General features: G+C 57.1%; 13 protein-coding genes and 1 tRNA gene. 6 read left to right on the forward strand and 8 right to left on the reverse strand.

The genetic code is table 11. The features are described 5' to 3' along the window. Complete coding sequence (gloB, locus tag NR114_RS07780; protein WP_234529303.1) at window positions 1-756, reverse strand: hydroxyacylglutathione hydrolase; 756 nt, start codon at window positions 754-756, stop codon at window positions 1-3. Between the two features lie 44 nt (window positions 757-800). Here gloB and NR114_RS07785 point away from each other — a divergent pair, with 44 nt between their 5' ends. Continuing rightward, window positions 801-1,520 (forward strand): class I SAM-dependent methyltransferase, encoded by a 720-nt coding sequence (locus NR114_RS07785; RefSeq protein WP_234529304.1) that lies wholly within the window; start codon window positions 801-803, stop codon window positions 1,518-1,520. On the opposite strand, the gene rnhA is transcribed toward NR114_RS07785, so the two are convergent. After that, entirely contained in the window at window positions 1,517-1,984 is a 468-nt protein-coding gene (rnhA, locus tag NR114_RS07790; protein WP_020825327.1) for a ribonuclease HI, read from the reverse strand. The two genes, NR114_RS07785 and rnhA, sit on opposite strands and share 4 nt — an antisense overlap. A 72-nt stretch (window positions 1,985-2,056) precedes the next feature. Here rnhA and dnaQ point away from each other — a divergent pair, with 72 nt between their 5' ends. Further along, window positions 2,057-2,797 carry a DNA polymerase III subunit epsilon gene (dnaQ, locus tag NR114_RS07795; RefSeq protein ID WP_020825328.1) on the forward strand — a complete coding sequence of 247 codons (741 nt, stop codon included), beginning with the start codon at window positions 2,057-2,059 and terminating at the stop codon, window positions 2,795-2,797. Between the two features lie 157 nt (window positions 2,798-2,954). After that, a tRNA-Asp gene (locus NR114_RS07800) sits at window positions 2,955-3,031 on the forward strand. Window positions 3,032-3,077: 46 nt separating this feature from the next. Here NR114_RS07800 and NR114_RS07805 read toward each other — a convergent pair. Continuing rightward, entirely contained in the window at window positions 3,078-4,538 is a 1,461-nt protein-coding gene (locus tag NR114_RS07805; RefSeq protein WP_020825329.1) for an NCS1 family nucleobase:cation symporter-1, read from the reverse strand. A gap of 166 nt (window positions 4,539-4,704) precedes the next feature. On the opposite strand from NR114_RS07805, the gene NR114_RS07810 reads away from it, so the two are divergent. From NR114_RS07810 to puuE, 3 genes are read left to right on the forward strand one after another with little or no spacing between them, the layout of a single operon-like run. Beyond that, entirely contained in the window at window positions 4,705-5,454 is a 750-nt protein-coding gene (locus NR114_RS07810; protein WP_020825330.1) for a GntR family transcriptional regulator, read from the forward strand. After that, window positions 5,451-6,194 carry an allantoin racemase gene (gene hpxA, locus NR114_RS07815; RefSeq protein ID WP_046374450.1) on the forward strand — a complete coding sequence of 248 codons (744 nt, stop codon included), beginning with the start codon at window positions 5,451-5,453 and terminating at the stop codon, window positions 6,192-6,194. The genes NR114_RS07810 and hpxA overlap by 4 nt, the downstream gene beginning before the upstream one ends. A gap of 19 nt (window positions 6,195-6,213) precedes the next feature. Next, on the forward strand, window positions 6,214-7,152 hold the full coding sequence (gene puuE, locus NR114_RS07820) for an allantoinase PuuE (RefSeq protein WP_149573547.1): 939 nt from the start codon (window positions 6,214-6,216) through the stop codon (window positions 7,150-7,152). Between the two features lie 60 nt (window positions 7,153-7,212). Here puuE and NR114_RS07825 read toward each other — a convergent pair whose 3' ends face one another. The 5 genes from NR114_RS07825 to NR114_RS07845 are packed head-to-tail and all read right to left on the reverse strand — an operon-like array spanning window position 7,213 to window position 15,245. Further along, window positions 7,213-9,447, reverse strand: a complete 2,235-nt coding sequence (locus tag NR114_RS07825) for a TonB-dependent siderophore receptor (RefSeq protein ID WP_046374449.1) — start codon at window positions 9,445-9,447, stop codon at window positions 7,213-7,215. A gap of 35 nt (window positions 9,448-9,482) precedes the next feature. Continuing rightward, on the reverse strand, window positions 9,483-10,811 hold the full coding sequence (locus NR114_RS07830) for a lysine N(6)-hydroxylase/L-ornithine N(5)-oxygenase family protein (RefSeq protein ID WP_020825334.1): 1,329 nt from the start codon (window positions 10,809-10,811) through the stop codon (window positions 9,483-9,485). Further along, window positions 10,808-12,556: an IucA/IucC family siderophore biosynthesis protein gene (gene iucC, locus NR114_RS07835; protein ID WP_020825335.1), complete on the reverse strand. Its 1,749-nt coding sequence runs from the start codon at window positions 12,554-12,556 to the stop codon at window positions 10,808-10,810. Before iucC ends, NR114_RS07830 begins: the two co-directional genes overlap by 4 nt. Further along, complete coding sequence (locus tag NR114_RS07840) at window positions 12,553-13,503, reverse strand: GNAT family N-acetyltransferase (RefSeq protein ID WP_256814094.1); 951 nt, start codon at window positions 13,501-13,503, stop codon at window positions 12,553-12,555. Before NR114_RS07840 ends, iucC begins: the two co-directional genes overlap by 4 nt. Continuing rightward, the gene (locus tag NR114_RS07845; protein ID WP_048759744.1) at window positions 13,500-15,245 is read right to left on the reverse strand and encodes an IucA/IucC family siderophore biosynthesis protein; all 1,746 of its coding nucleotides are present in this window, start codon (window positions 15,243-15,245) and stop codon (window positions 13,500-13,502) included. The genes NR114_RS07840 and NR114_RS07845 overlap by 4 nt, the downstream gene beginning before the upstream one ends. Window positions 15,246-15,250 lie beyond the last annotated feature (5 nt).

A 15,250-nucleotide genomic window follows, 5' to 3' on the forward strand; every position in this document is an offset into this window, starting at 1 on the left:
TCAGAAGTTGTCTTTTCGCAGGCGTAATTCGGAAAAAACCGAATGAAGGTGCTGTGGTGGCGAGTGAAAGCCTAATTTTCTTTGTAAATCAGTGTCATGACAGCGTAAAAATAGGTTAATTTTACGCTCTAATTGTAGCTGAGTAGGGACACTAGGCAGGCCTTTTGCCCGTAACGCTTCAACTTGTTGCTGATATGTTTCAATTCCTCGATCTTCCGGCAAAATAGCCCGCGCAAACTTAAGATTTGAAAGTGTATATTCATGCGCGCAACAAATTAAGGTGTTATCGGGAAGTTGCGCGAGTTGTTGAAATGAGTCGTACATTTGTTCTGCGGTCCCTTCAAACAGCCTGCCGCAGCCGGCAGAAAAAATAGTGTCTCCGCAGAAAAGATAAGGGGCGCTATAGAATGCAATATGGCCCAAGGTATGTCCGGGAACCGCGATTACGGCGAATTTTCGGCCATCGATCTCGAGGGTTTCTCCGTCATGAACGATGTGGTTAGCGCCTTTGTCGGCAGTTTCCTGTGGCCCATAGACCTTCAGCCCAGGATAGCGTGCCACAATTTGCGCTACGCCACCGACGTGATCGTGATGATGGTGGGTCAACAGAATCGCGTCAGGCGTCAAATTCAGGCGTTCCAGCGTATCAAGCACCGGCTGTGCCTCACCGGGATCGACAATGATGCCGTGCCCCTGCTGGTTATCTAACAACCAAATGTAATTGTCCTGGAAGGCGGGAATACTGATAAGATTCATCTTGGACCTCTCGTTGGCAACGGCTTGAAAGAAGATAATAAATCATGAAACCAGCCCATACTCTACAAAAGCTCGCCAGCCCACAGTCTTGGGGCGAGTTGCCGTGGGGGGAATACTATCGTGAGGCGCTAGAGCGGCAGTTGCAACCCTGGTGGCCGAAGCTGTTTGGTTTCCACCTGCTTAAAATCGGTAATCTCAGCGCCAGTCTGGCAACGGATAAATGCGCCATTTCCCACCAGGTCAACGTCAGCCTGGAAGGCGATAACCTGCAGGTGGTCGCAGATGCTTACCAATTGCCCTTCGCCGCCAAGTCGGTAGATGCCTGTTTGCTGGCACACACGCTATCCTATGCTGACGATCCGCACCGCATGCTGCGTGAAGTCGATCGCGTGTTGATCGACGACGGCTGGCTGGTGATCAGCAGCTTCAACCCGTTCAGTCTGTTGGGGTTGGGGAAACTGGTGCCAGGGTTACGTCGCCGCCAGCCTTACGTGAGCCGGATGTTTACTCAAATGCGCCTGCTGGACTGGCTGAGCCTGTTGAATTATGAGGTGTTGCATCAGTCGCGTTTTCACGTGCTGCCGTGGCAGCGTAAGGGCGGGAAGTTTTTGTGCACCCATTTACCGGCGCTGGGGTGTATGAGCGTGATTGTGGCGCGTAAGCGCACTTTGCCGTTGACGCCAACGCCGATGAAGTTCGGAGCGCGAAAGCCTTCTCTCAGCCGCGCCGTCGGCGCGACCAAGAGTTATCGCAAGCAGCCTTAGTTTTCCGGTTTGTAACCCACGTCTTCCTGCGTTGGATTGCCGGCCGCCTCGCGTGCCAGTACGTCGCAGCGTTCGTTTTCCGGATGGCCGGCGTGGCCCTTGACCCATTCCCATTTGACGGTGTGGCGCTGAATGGCCAGGTCCAGACGCTGCCAAAGATCGACATTCTTGACCGGCTTTTTGTCGGCAGTCTTCCAGCCACGCTTTTTCCAGTTATGGATCCAACTGGTAATGCCCTGGCGTACATATTGGCTGTCGGTGCTGAGGATCACTTCGCAAGGCGTGGTCAGCGCTTCCAATGCGACAATCGCCGCCATCATCTCCATGCGATTGTTGGTGGTCAGGCGGAAGCCCGCGCTAAAGGTTTTTTCCGTCTGCTTATAGCGCAGTATGGCGCCGTAACCACCGGGACCCGGGTTGCCAAGGCAGGAGCCGTCGGTGAAAATTTCTACCTGTTTAAGCATCTCTGGTAGACTCTTCCTATCAGTTTTATAAAAGCCAAGTCTGACATAAACGAACGCTGTGAGCACTGCAATATGATCACTACAACCACCAGACAGATTGTCCTCGATACCGAAACCACCGGTATGAACAAGCTCGGGGTGCATTACGAAGGCCATCGCATCATTGAAATCGGTGCGGTCGAGGTCATTAACCGTCGCCCGACCGGTCGCCACTACCACGTCTACATCAAGCCGGATCGGCTGGTGGATCCGGAGGCCTATGGGGTTCACGGCATCAGCGACGAGTTCCTGGCGGATAAACCGACGTTCGACCAAATTGCCGATGAGTTTATCGACTTTATCCGCGGCGGTGAGTTAGTTATCCATAACGCGGCGTTCGACATCGGCTTTATGGATCACGAATTCCGCATGCTGCAGCAGGGCATTCCGAAGACCGATACCTTCTGCACCATCACCGACAGCCTGTTAATGGCGCGTCGCCTGTTCCCGGGCAAGCGCAACAACCTCGATGCCCTGTGCAGTCGTTATGAGATAGACAACAGCAAGCGTACGCTGCACGGCGCATTGCTCGATGCCGAGATCCTGGCGGAAGTCTATCTGGCGATGACCGGCGGTCAGACGTCAATGGCCTTCCAGATGGAAGGGGATACGCAAAACAACAATTCGACGCAGGACATTCAGCGCATTGTGCGTCCGGCAACGGCAATGAAAGTGGTTTACGCCAGCGATGAAGAAGTGATGGCCCATGAGGCGCGTCTGGATTTGGTGGCGAAAAAGGGCGGCAGTTGCCTGTGGCGTACGGAAGCGGAATAACGGTATTTTCGCCGTAAATAAACCGGGCGTTATCACCTTTGGGTTCCGTTAGCTGAAAAACTGTGCAAACGGTTCATTTGGTAAGAAAAAGGCATTGACGACATAGTGGCTCAACCGTAATATGCGCCTCGTTCCTCTCGCAAGAGAAGAACGGCGCGGAGCGGTAGTTCAGTTGGTTAGAATACCTGCCTGTCACGCAGGGGGTCGCGGGTTCGAGCCCCGTCCGTTCCGCCAACATTTAGAAGCCCTGAGTTAGCAATAACTCAGGGCTTCGTTGTTTTTAATCTTTGCTCAATTGCGTTTTGGCGAAGGTTACCGCCTGATTGGCTGCCCACTCCCGGCGAGCAATGATGCGATAACAGCCCCCACCCAACGCTGCCCCGATAAACCAACTGAAGTTAGCCACCTGATGCAAACTCGGTGTGAAGCTGATCGCCAACCCGATAATCACTGAGGGTACCAGTGCCCAAATCGCATTCGGATTGAAGCCGTTTTTATACCAGTAACGGCCTCCTGGCGTGGCATTGTACAGGTCGTCGACGTGCAGTTCACCGCGTTTGATAATGTAGAAATCCACCAACAGAATGCCGAACAACGGGCCGATAAAGGCCGCTAATACGTCCAGCGTGTAGTGAATCAGCTCGGGTGACTGGAACAGGTTCCAGGGGGTCAACAGGAACGAGCCGACGGCGGCAATCATTCCGCCGGTACGGAAGCTGATCTTCTGCGGCGAACAGTTGGAAAAATCAAAGGCCGGCGAGACAAAGTTGGCCACGATATTGATGCCGATGGTGGCGACGATCATCGTCAGCAACCCAAGGGCCACGGCGATATCGCTGTCGAGGCGGGTGACGGTTTCGATCGGATCGGTGATCAGCTGCCCGAAAAGCGGCAGGGTGCCGGAAACGATCACGACGGTGACCAACGAAAACAGCAGGTAGTTGAAGGGTAAACCCCAGCGATTGCCGCGCTGTACCTCAGCAAAACTTTTGCCGTAGCGGGTAAAGTCGCCGAAGTTAAGCAGCGGGCCGGAGAAGTAAGAGACCACCAGCGCGGTGGCGGTCAGCATCAGCCAGCCTTGCTCACCGGCACTCAGGTTTTTGCTCGCCAGAGTAAGAGAGAGATTAGAGAAACCGACTCGGTATACAATCCAGCCTGCCAGCGCGAACATCACCACGTAAACCGCTGGCCCGGCGATGTCGATAAAACGCTTAATTGCCTGCATACCGTGCCAAAACACCATCGCCTGCAGCAGCCACATGGTGATGTAACAAACCCAGCCAAGCTGCGACAGCCCCAGAAAATGCGGCTGGGTCATTGGTTCCAGCGACGGGAAGAATTTCAGTAGTGTGAGCATCAGCGCGTTGGAGGCCAGATAGGTTTGGATGCCATACCAGGCGAAGGCGATCATGCCGCGGATCACCGCCGGGATATTGGCGCCGAACACGCCAAACGCCTGGCGGCTTAATACGGCGTAAGGCACGCCGCCGAGCTGGCTGGGCTTGGCCACCAGGTTAGCGCAAAACTGCACGATGCAAATCCCCACCAGCAGGCAAATCAGGACCTGCCAGCTCGACAGGCCGAGGGCGAAGAAGCTGGCGGCCACCACATAGCCGCCCATGCTGTGTACATCGGACATCCAGAAAGAAAAAATGTTGTACCAGCTCCAGTTCTGGTCACGCGTTGGTGCCAGATCGTCGTTGCACAGCTTGGGACTGTAGTTTTCATTAGGGTTTGGCATAAATCGTGCTCCTCTCAAGAACGTCACCCGGATGTTGTTATCTGTTTTTTGGCAAAGGTTGCTGAGAGGGCTTTTGCAGGATCCAGGCCAGACTTTTCTTTTTTGTATACAAAATATCTTCATCTTGTATACGATTTGACTATTCAAGGGGACGGGGAGCAGAAAAATGGTCGGCACGACGATCGGTACCAACGCCGCGTGGCATGGGCAACAGGCCACTTATTTCATTGAAGATAAAGACGATCATATTTACAACTCGTTGGTAAAAGCCATTGTCGAACATCGGTTGCTGCCCGGCAGCAAATTGCCGGAAGAAGCCTTGGCCGAGACCTTCGGCGTAAGCCGAACCGGGATCCGTCGGGTGCTGCAGCGCCTTGCCGCAGTGCAATTGGTGACCCAACTGCCCAAACGTGGTGCACAGGTGGCTACGCCCGGGCAGGACGAGGCAACCCAGGTATTCCAGACGCGCAAGATGCTGGAATGCACCAACCTGCCGCAGGTGCTTGCCCACTGCGACGAAAATCATCTGCTGGCGATGGAAGAGATCGTGGCGCAGGAACAGCAGGCGCACCGCGATCAGGACGGCGCTGCGGCGATCCGCCTGTCCGCCGCGTTCCACGTTCAACTGCAGGCTATCGCCGGTAATCAGGTGCTGACCGAAATGGTGTCGCAGCTCACTTTGCGATCGTCGCTGGCGATTGCCGTTTATGGTTCACCCTGGCAGCAGGGGTGTCGCTGCCACGATCACAGCGATTTGCTGGCGTTGTTGAGGGGGAAAGACAGCGCGGCGCTGGCAGATCATATGGTCCGCCATTTTGACGATATTGTGGCGAATTTACGGTTTAACCACGACGCGAATGAAACGCCGGATTTCGCCCATATTTTTGCCGACGCCGATCCGCGGGAGACGCTATGACAACTCGCTGCATTATTCAGGTCATCAATCCGAACACCAGCCAGGCAATGACCGAAACCATCGCCGCTGCGGCGCGTGCGGTGGCTGCGCCGGGCACCGAAATCCTGGCGGTCTGCCCGCAGGAAGGGGCGCCATCGATAGAGGGACATTTTGACGAAGCCATTGCTGCCATTGGCGTTTTGCAGCAGGTGAAAGCCGGCCGAGAAGCCGGCGTGAGCGGTCATGTCATTGCTTGCTTTGGCGATCCGGGTTTGCTGGCCGCGCGTGAGCTGGCCGACAAGCCGGTGGTCGGCATCGCCGAGGCGGCAATGCACATGGCGACGCTGGTGGCGACGCGTTTTTCCATTGTTACCACGCTGCCGCGCACGTTGGTCATTGCAAGGCATTTACTGCATCAATACGGTTTTGAGCGGCACTGTGCGGCGCTGCATGCGATAGATCTGCCGGTGTTGGCGCTGGAGGACGGTAGCGGTCGGGCTCAGCAAAAAGTGCGTGAGCAGTGCATCCGGGCTAAGCAACAGGATGGCAGCGGGGCGATTGTGCTTGGCTGCGGCGGCATGGCCGATTTGGCGCGCGAACTGACGCTGGAATTGGGGATCCCGGTAATCGACGGCGTCAGCGCTGCGGTAAAAATGATCGAATCGCTAAGCGCGCTCGGTCTGAGCACCAGCAAGCACGGCGATCTGGATTTTCCGCGGGCAAAACCTTTGTCCGGCATGTTCAGTCATTTTAACGGGTGATCGGTAAGGGGAAACAACGATGAGTGATTTCGCGTTCAATAAAGATTATCCCCGTGATTTGATCGGCTACGCCGGTCGTCCGCCGCATGCTCGTTGGCCTGGTCAGGCGCGCATCGCGGTGCAGTTTGTCCTCAATTATGAGGAAGGGGCTGAAAACAACGTGCTGCATGGCGACGCCGGCTCCGAACAGTTTCTTTCCGATATCATCGGCGCGGCCAGCTATCCAGAACGGCATCTGTCGATGGATTCCCTTTACGAATATGGTTCACGCGCCGGGTTCTGGCGCATCCACGATGAGTTTCAGCGTCGCGGCCTGCCCTTGACGGTGTTTGGCGTGGCGATGGCGCTGGCGCGTAACCCGCAGGTGGTCGAAGCGATTAAAAACGCCGGTTACGATGTGGTCAGCCACGGCTGGCGCTGGATCCACTATCAGCAGATGGATGAAGTGACCGAACGGCAGCACATGCAGCAGGCGATGACGGTATTGCGGGATCTGTTCGGCCAGGCACCGCTCGGTTGGTATACCGGGCGGGACAGTCCCAATACCCGTCGTTTGGTGGTAGAGCACGGTGGCTTGCAATACGACAGCGACTATTACGGAGACGATTTACCGTTCTGGACCGAGGTGCAGTGCGCCAATGGTGAAACAAAGCCGCACCTGATCGTACCCTATACCCTCGAGGCCAACGATATGCGCTTTGCCTCGCCACAGGGGTTTAACACCGGCGAGCAGTTCTTTACCTATCTGAAAGACAGCTTCGACGTGCTGTATGCCGAAGGCGAGGAGTCGCCGAAGATGCTGTCGATCGGCATGCACTGCCGTTTATTGGGCCGTCCGGGCAAGTTTCGCGCGCTGCAGCGATTCCTGGACTATATCGAGCAATACGATCGGGTTTGGGTATGTCGACGCCAGGATATTGCTGACCACTGGCTGGCACAGCATCCTTTTAAGAAGTAAAAAAGGGCCGATGTGGCCCTTTTCGTTATGTTTGAGCGCAGGATTGCGCTCGGGCATGGATCAGAACAGTACGGAGTAGTTCAGACCAAAGGTACGGCCGCGGCCTTTATAGCTGTAAAGCTCGGGTGAGCCGTAGGTCGGGCTATAGAGAATGGGTGCGCGCTGGCCCCAAACGGTGGTGTATTCCTTATCCAGCAGGTTTTCCACGCTGAAGCTGAGTTTACCCACCGGCAACGCGTAGCTGCCGAGGAAATCGATGGTGTTGTAGCCATCAATTTTACGTCCCTGGGTAGAGCCGGCCTTGGTGTAATCGCCGTCATCCGAGACGTCGAAAGTCTGCTGTGACTGTAGGCGCAGGTTCCAGTCGCCCGGCGCCCAGCCGACATAGGCAGTCACTTTGGATGGGCTGGCGGTATCCACTACCAGCTTTTTCCATTCGCCGTTGACCTTGGTCTCGGAGCGGATGAAGTTAAAGTTGGTGCCCGCACTCCAGTCGCTGTCTTCGAAGAAGTAATCGACCGCGCCTTCCATCCCGTAAATACGGCGTTTGTCCGAGTTGACGTTAATGGTCATGTCGGTTTTGTTGATCGAAATACTCTTATCGGACAGGGAGTAGTAGCCGGCAATCTGCGTGCGCAGGTTATCGCCGGTGTAACGCCAGCCAAGTTCGTAGGAGTTAACCTTAATGCCTTCCAGCTTGGAGTCGCCAACGTTGACGCTTTTGTTCAACTGGTAGTGGCCGTTGTTCAGCGCATAGGTACCGTTGCCGTAATATTTGCCCGGATCCGGGATCTCGTAACCCTGCGAGAAGTTGATCCAGGTCTGCTGGCGTTCGGTCAGGTGTGCCAACAGGCCGGCGTTGAACAGGGCGTTGTTGTAGTCCGTTTTCCCGCCCGGAATTGCATCAGCCGAGGTGGCGGCGCCGGTAGCGATAGCCTGCTGCTGGCTGTAGCCGACGAAGTCATCAATCTTGTTTTCAGTGTACTGGTAGCGCACGCCGCCGCTCAGGGTAAAGATAGGGTTGATGTCGTAGCTGGCCTGCAGGAAGGAGGCCAGGTTGGTGGTGCTGTAGCCTGGGTAGCGCCCGGTGTTATAGGCGTTTTGCAGGTCCATACCGCCAGACTGCTGCGCTTTTGCCAGATCGAAGAACTGCTGGTTGGAGTTGAACGTCTCATGCTCGGCGTCGATGCCGTAGGTTAACGTCAGGGCCTCGATCGGCTTACTGTTCAGCGTCAGCTTGCCGCCGTAAAAGTCGGTCTTTTGCTGGGAAGCGCCGATGCTGCTGACGTAATAATTCGGGGCTTTGCCTGCCAGCGTCGGGAACGGATAGAAGGTCAGCGACTCATCGCGATAGTAGACCTGCGCCACCAGATCCTGGCCGAGGAAATCGGTGTTGGAGTACTGCAGGTTGATCAGGTGGCGTTCGGTGCCTGGAATACGATCCGAATTGAGATTACCGCTGTTGTACGCCTTGGCGCTGCCGGTCACCGCGGCGAAATTTTCCCCCAGGAACAGGCCGTGGTCGCCATCGGACTGGCTTTTGTAATACTGAGTGGTCAACTGCAACTGCTGGTGGTCATCGATATTGATAGTGCCGGTGCCCATCACGTCGAGGCGATCGGAATATTGCAGGCCGGTCTGAGTATTATCAATCAGGACTTCGTTGCCCTTGCCGTCATACCAGCCACCGTAGCGCTGATAGGAGACCGACAACCGGCCCGAGGCGTTGTCGTTGCCGCCGCTGACTGCTGCCGCTACGTTCTCGTCGTGGTCGGTGTGGCCGCCAAAGCCGGTTTTACCGCCGATCTGCAGTTCAACCTGCTGCTCTTTCTGGCCTTTTTTGGTAACGATGTTGATCAAGCCACCGGTGCTGCCGCCGCCGTACAGCGAGGTAGCACCGGAGATCACTTCAATGTGATCGATATTAAAGGGATCGATCGAATCCAACTGGCGACTGTCGCTGCGCGATGAGTTCAAACGTACGCCGTCGATCATCACCATCATTGAACGGCCGCGCAGGTTCATGCCGTAGTTGGTACGCCCCTGACCGCTGACGTCCATGCCCGGGATCAACTGCGCCAGCATGTCCTTGATCTCTTTGCCGCCCTGAACTTGCTGCTCAATTTCCTGGCTCTCAATCACCCAGGTGGTCTGCGCCATTTCTGCCACTGTACGGTGCGTACGGCTGGCGGAAACCACCATTTGCTCTTCGCTTTTTTGTTCTTCTGCCCAGGCCGTAGGGGCGAGCATCGCCAGCAGGCAAGGGTTTAATACCCAGAGGTGTTTGCGTTTCATCGTTATTTTCCAGAGTGTCCCATATTGGTGTGTAGTTAAAACTCGGTGTAATTGAGCATGACGTGCTCGGCGCGGGACGGAATACCCGGCTGCCGACTACGCCATTGGATCACAGCCGGGGTGGACGTTAAATCGAACTGGTCGCGTCCTAAAGCCCGGTTGAGAATGCGTGCCGAACGCCAGGCCATCAGGCTGAGTTGGGGTTCGGCGATGCCGTGGCTGTGCATGCCGGCATTTACGGCAAACAGGCAGTTTTCCTTGGGGCCTTCCCACTCCAGGCTGAAGTCGGGGGCTACGCGGAACTGGTCATCGGCGGTGGTCAGCAGGCGATTGGCCAGCGGTTCGAGGAACGCCGGACGATCCTGCTGATAGCCGGTGGCGAAAATCACCACGTCGGTGTCGAAGGTTTCTTTACCCTGATCAAGATGGTGATGGGTAACCAACTGCCAGCCATCGCCTGCGGCCTGGATTGCCGCCAGCGAGCGGCTTGGCAGCAGGTGCGCCCAGGGCTTTTCGCGCAACACTTCAAACTGGTGATACATCGCGCGGTAAATAGCCAGCAGCGAATCGCTGGTGATGCCGTCAGAGGTCATCTTCTGCTCGGTCAGCATGCGCTGCTTGGCACCGTCGTTCAGGCCATAGAAGCTGTCAACGTAGTCCGGCGTGAAGTACTCGTTGGCGAAGGCGGCTTCATCCAGCGCGTTATAGTTATTGCGGCGCGAGATCCAATTCAGTTGCGCAGGCTGCCCCCATTCGGCGCGGAAGATGTTCAGGAACAGGTCTGCACCGCTCTGGCCGCCACCGACGATGGTGACGCGTTTTCCGGCCAGGTTCGGGTTGCGCATCGTCATTTCGCTGGCATGGAAGCAGCGATCGTTTTGCTCGGTAACGCAGTCCGGCAGTTTGATGCGTTTGCCTATGCCCAGGCAGACGTGGCGCGCCCGGTAAGTCGCACGCTGGGTAGTGACGACGAATTGGCGCTGCTGGTCGTCAAAATCGACGCTCTGAATATCCTGACTGAACTCCAGCGACTTCAGCCCGTTGGCGGCCCAGTCGAGGTAGTCGGCGAACTCTTCGCGCGACACCGTACGCAGCTCGGTGGTCAGGAATCGATAAAACTTCTTCCTTTTCACCAGGTAGTTAAGAAAGCTGTAGGGATTGGTGGGCGATACCGCACTGACCAGATCTTTCAGGAAGCTGGTCTGCATATGGCAATCCGGCACCATCATGCCGGGATGCCAGGAAAAGTGCGGCTTGCGTTCGAGGAATTTACTGTTAAAACCGGCAACTTCACTGCCGAGTGCGGCAATGCTGAGGTTGAACGGGCCGATACCAATGCCGATGAAATCCAGGGGCTGATTCATTGGGCAAACTCCTTGGTGACCAAGTAAAGAGGGTTATCCAGATCCTGCAGATAGTTTGGCAACATGCGGCTGCCGCCATCCTGCTCTGAGTAGGTGAGTTTTACCGGGTTGAGCACCACGCGAATAATTTGTGGTTTGAAAAGATCAAACAACGCAAAGCGTTCCGCCATGTCCGGATGCTGTGCCATATAGCCTTTCAGTACCTGTGCCAGCAGTTGATAGAAGCGGGTTTCACTGACCCCACAGGCCTTCATCAGCGGCGAGATAAAGCGCAGCACGGTAACGAAATGCCCGGTTTGCAAATCATGGATCAGATAGTCGGCGGACAGGCGCACGGTGACGTCTCTCACCACTTTCGGCAGTGATGTCGCTTCGGGGAAGTCCTGATCCACCAGACGCATATCGCCCTGGAAGTCTTTCAACAGCACGCGCTGCGGCACATGATCTTTCATCACCAGCGTGATGTTTTGCCCATGGGCGATCAGCGCTACGCCGTAGCGGCACATCAGGTGGTACATCGGCACCACCACCACCCTGAACATCTGCTGCAGCCAGGCTTCAGCGCTCAGGCCGGAACGGGCGATATAGGCGGCAATCAGCGGTTGGCCGTGGTTGTCGGTTTCCATCAGCGTCGCCATCAAGATGGCCTGTTCGCCTTCCTGCAGGTAGCAAGAGGGGTTTTCACGCCAGATCACCCCCAGCATTTCCTGGTAGCGATAAGGCGCTTTGGCCAAAGAGGCGTAGGTCGGGTGGGTCATATAGCCTGCCGCCGGCTCGCCGAGGATCTCGGCACCGCTGGCGCTCAGCGTATCGTCCTCGGTAAAAATCTGCTGCAGCCAACGGGAAGCGGCCGGCCCGGCGCTGATGTACTTGCCCGGAATGCCGCGATAGCACGAGGTGTTGTAAATGGTCAGCGGTAGCTTGATGTCGAAAGCGGAACGGCGGCTGATGTTGGTCAGCGTGCGCAACGATTGCTGCGCCAGATAGCTGTCGCCGAATTCACCCAATTCCACCAGATCCCCTTCGGCCAACTGCGGCAGGAAGTGCAAAGCGATCTTTTGCTGCCACTGCCACGGGTGCAGCGGGACCGGGATCCAGTCATGGGTCAGTTTCAGCTCGCGCCAGCGGCGGTCGAAGCGTTGGCGTTCGGCACTGTCCATCGCGCTGTTAAGCAGGTTATCCAGTGAATATTCTTCGTCGGCGCACCAGACAAAGCTGCCGCGTTTGGCCGCTACCCAGTGCAGTTGGAACTGCCCCTGGTATTCGGGCGCGTACTGATGCAGCGCGGTCAGGCCCCAGCCACGACGGCCTTTATTGAAGATAAACTTGGGGTGTCCGGCCAACAGGCACTGCAGCGCGTCAGCATCCAGGGCAATCAAATCCTGTGCGCTCATGCCGTGACGGGCGGACAGCAACTGCATATCGCCGCGCAGCGTGGCGTACAAATCCTCCAGATGCTCGGCGACCTGCGCATCGTCCATTTTCAACACCTGAGCCAGTTGGCGCAGCGTTTGGTCGGCGGCTAACGGCGATTGATCGCAGGTCAGCGTTGCCGGGTCGATGTGCAGCCAACCCCAAATGCCGCGTTCGGCGCTGAAGCTATACTGAGCGTCGCCCAGCAGAATGCGCCATTGTTCGCCGTGTTGTTCGGCCTGCAGCGTGCGTTCATATTCCAGCTCTGCGAGGATCTTGGCGATCATTTGGCGGTTTACGCGCTGCCAGTCGGCGTAATCTACGGTGTTCATACTGAAGCCCCCCGGAAGAATTCATCACGCTGATTCATGATCAAACGCGAGCGCTTATGCGGGAAATCGAACTCTTTGACTGTGTGGTAGCCGGCTGTCGGCAGGTGACGGAACAGTCGCTGGTTATCCGCGCGCGGTTCGGCGACCACGCGCGTGGTGCGCGGTTCATCCAGATACAGATAATGCGTCAGGCCGCGTAGCCAACTGCGGATGTATTGCGCGCCGCGGCAGTCTTCTTCACCGACCAGCATGTGCAGCCCGCGGTCGAACGGCTGCCAACGGTAGTGGCGACCGATGCGATCTTCCGGAGCCCAATAGACTTCGAAATAGCCGAACGGGCGATCGTCAAAGCACCCCAGCAACGGATAGCAGTAGCTGGAGTCCAACTGACGCTGCAGGTAGGCGGCCTGGGTTTCGAGCGGGCCACTCATTTCCCAGAAGGCATCCACGCGCGGTGAATTCATCCAGCGGGTGAACTGCTCGGCGTCGTGTGCCACTTCCGGCAGGCGGAAGCTCAGGGTTCGCTTGAGCTGCGGATCGTAACGGCGATACACCTGGCCGCTGGGGCGTGCGGGGCGCTGTGGGAACCACAGGCTACGCTCGGCGTCATACTGCATTTTCCCGGACGCGGAGTGGCGCTCGGCACCGAGCCACAGCGGTAACTGATAAAAGGTTTCGCGCGCCAGATAGTCACTGCTGGCTAACGCGAACAGCGCCTGTGCCTGCGGTTCTTCGCACCATTGCGCATAGGGCAAGGTGACACCGCTGAGCTGCGGTGCCGCCACCAGCAACTGGTCCAGCGCCTGCACCAGCCAGTCCTGCGGCAGTGGCCCCGGATAGTGCAACACCGCGCTACCGTCCAGGCCCAGACTGAGTTGCAGCGCCTTTCCCAGCTGCTCGCAGCAAAAACCGTTGCCGGCATGCGTCAGTTTGGCTTGCGGCATCATTGAGCGGCTCCCTGGCGCAGCGGGTTGACGAAGTCGAAATAAATCACCGCCGGATCGACGATGGTGTTTTCGTTGTGGTCATGCAGATAACAGAAGAAGTTGCCTTTGCAGTTCCAGTGGCTGCTGTCGAGGACGTAGTCCAGACACAGGGTGTTTTTGGCGTTGGCACGCAGACCACTCAGCGCATCGCGCACCCGGGCCATCAGCTGTTCTTCAGTGTCGAAGCCGGCCGCGGCTAACGCCGCAGTGACCGCCAGGCTGGAGTTCACCAGCAGGTAGTAAGGGAAGTAACGCAGTAACTGCTGTTCGCTGAAGCGGTTTTCCGCCTCGGCCTCGCCAATTTCTTCTAACCACGGCCCGGCATCGCGGGTAAAGCCGCTGCCCTGACAGTCGCGATACAGCATGCCGATCGGCAGATCCTGCTGCATTTCCACCAGAATATTTTGTTGGTGGGCCAGCAGCACCAGCCCGTAATCGGCTTCGGTGCTGAACAGCGGCAGTAAGACGTGTTGGCAGTAAGCATCCAGCCAGGTATGAGCGGCCTGTTGAACCGGCAGATTCAGTCGGGCGGCTAAACGCCGCACCGCCGCTGCCAGCAGGCTGTCACCGCCGTCCGGTGCGGCCTGGGTCAGGGTCACCAGCACATTGGTCTGGCTTTCCGGCTGCTCAAACAGCAGGTTATCGCGCAGTGCCATCAGGCTTTCTTCCTGAATCGTCCCGTCCGCAGAACGCAGCCCGGCCCAGCCGTCTTCCTGCATCACGCGGAAGGTGGGATAACGTGCCTGCAGTTGCTGCCAACGTGGCGTTTGCGCCAAACGAGCCAAACGGATGCCGCGCTTCACTTCTTTTACCGACAGGGTACGCACCGAGTTGGTCAGGCGCACGCTGAGGGAGAATTTAATCATGTCGCGATTGCTGGCGCTGTACAGCGAGCGGGAAGAGCTGGTTGGCAGCCAGCGCTCGCCGGCTTCGCCCAGATCGCTGAGCAATCCCTGGGTCACCAGTTCCTGGCACCAGGTCTGCGTCAGCAAATGGTCGGCCTGCCACGGATGCATCGGCAACAGCCAGACGTCATCGGTAAAATGCGCCAGCAGTTGCGGTGCGCTTTCGGCGGCAAAACGCTGCAGGCGCTGCTGCAACGTCAGGTTCAGGCTGTCGCCGCACAGGTGATTTTTATCGACGGCAAACCAGCGCAGCGGGAAACGGGCACCAAAATCTGGCAGGTAACGGCGCGCCTGCTGTTCGTCGAAAGGTTCATGGGATTTGGGCGCCGGGTGGAAGGCGTGGCCTACCAACAGACCCTGTTCCGCCTGAGCGAAGTTGAGCGGCTTGTCGCGCAGCGTCGGCCAGTCCAGGCGAACCGCGATCGCCTGTTGGGTATTGTCATGACTCTCCAGTACGCGCTGGCGGAAACGGGTAACGACCTCATCCGACAGTTCCCCCTTCACCGACGGTTTTTCCAGCAACAGGGTCACCAGTTGCTCCACGCTCAGCGCAACACCAGCGCCGTCGTCTTGCTGATGCAAGCGGGCAGGGAACAGATACTGGTGATGTTGGGTGGGAGAGGTGTGACGTAAAGTGATGCGGATAGCCTGAGAAGGCGAAAGTGGAATATGAAGCTGCGGATACTGTTGGTTGTTGGCCGCCGGAACGATTTGCCAGTCCCGGGTTTCACGCATCAACGCGTTGAGAAAACATTGCGCAGCCACGTCGGTCGTCGCGGTTTCAAACTGGATTGTCATGATCC

Origin of the sequence: Serratia sp. Ser99 (assembly GCF_024519545.1) — a bacterium.
GTDB lineage: Bacteria > Pseudomonadota > Gammaproteobacteria > Enterobacterales > Enterobacteriaceae > Serratia > Serratia liquefaciens.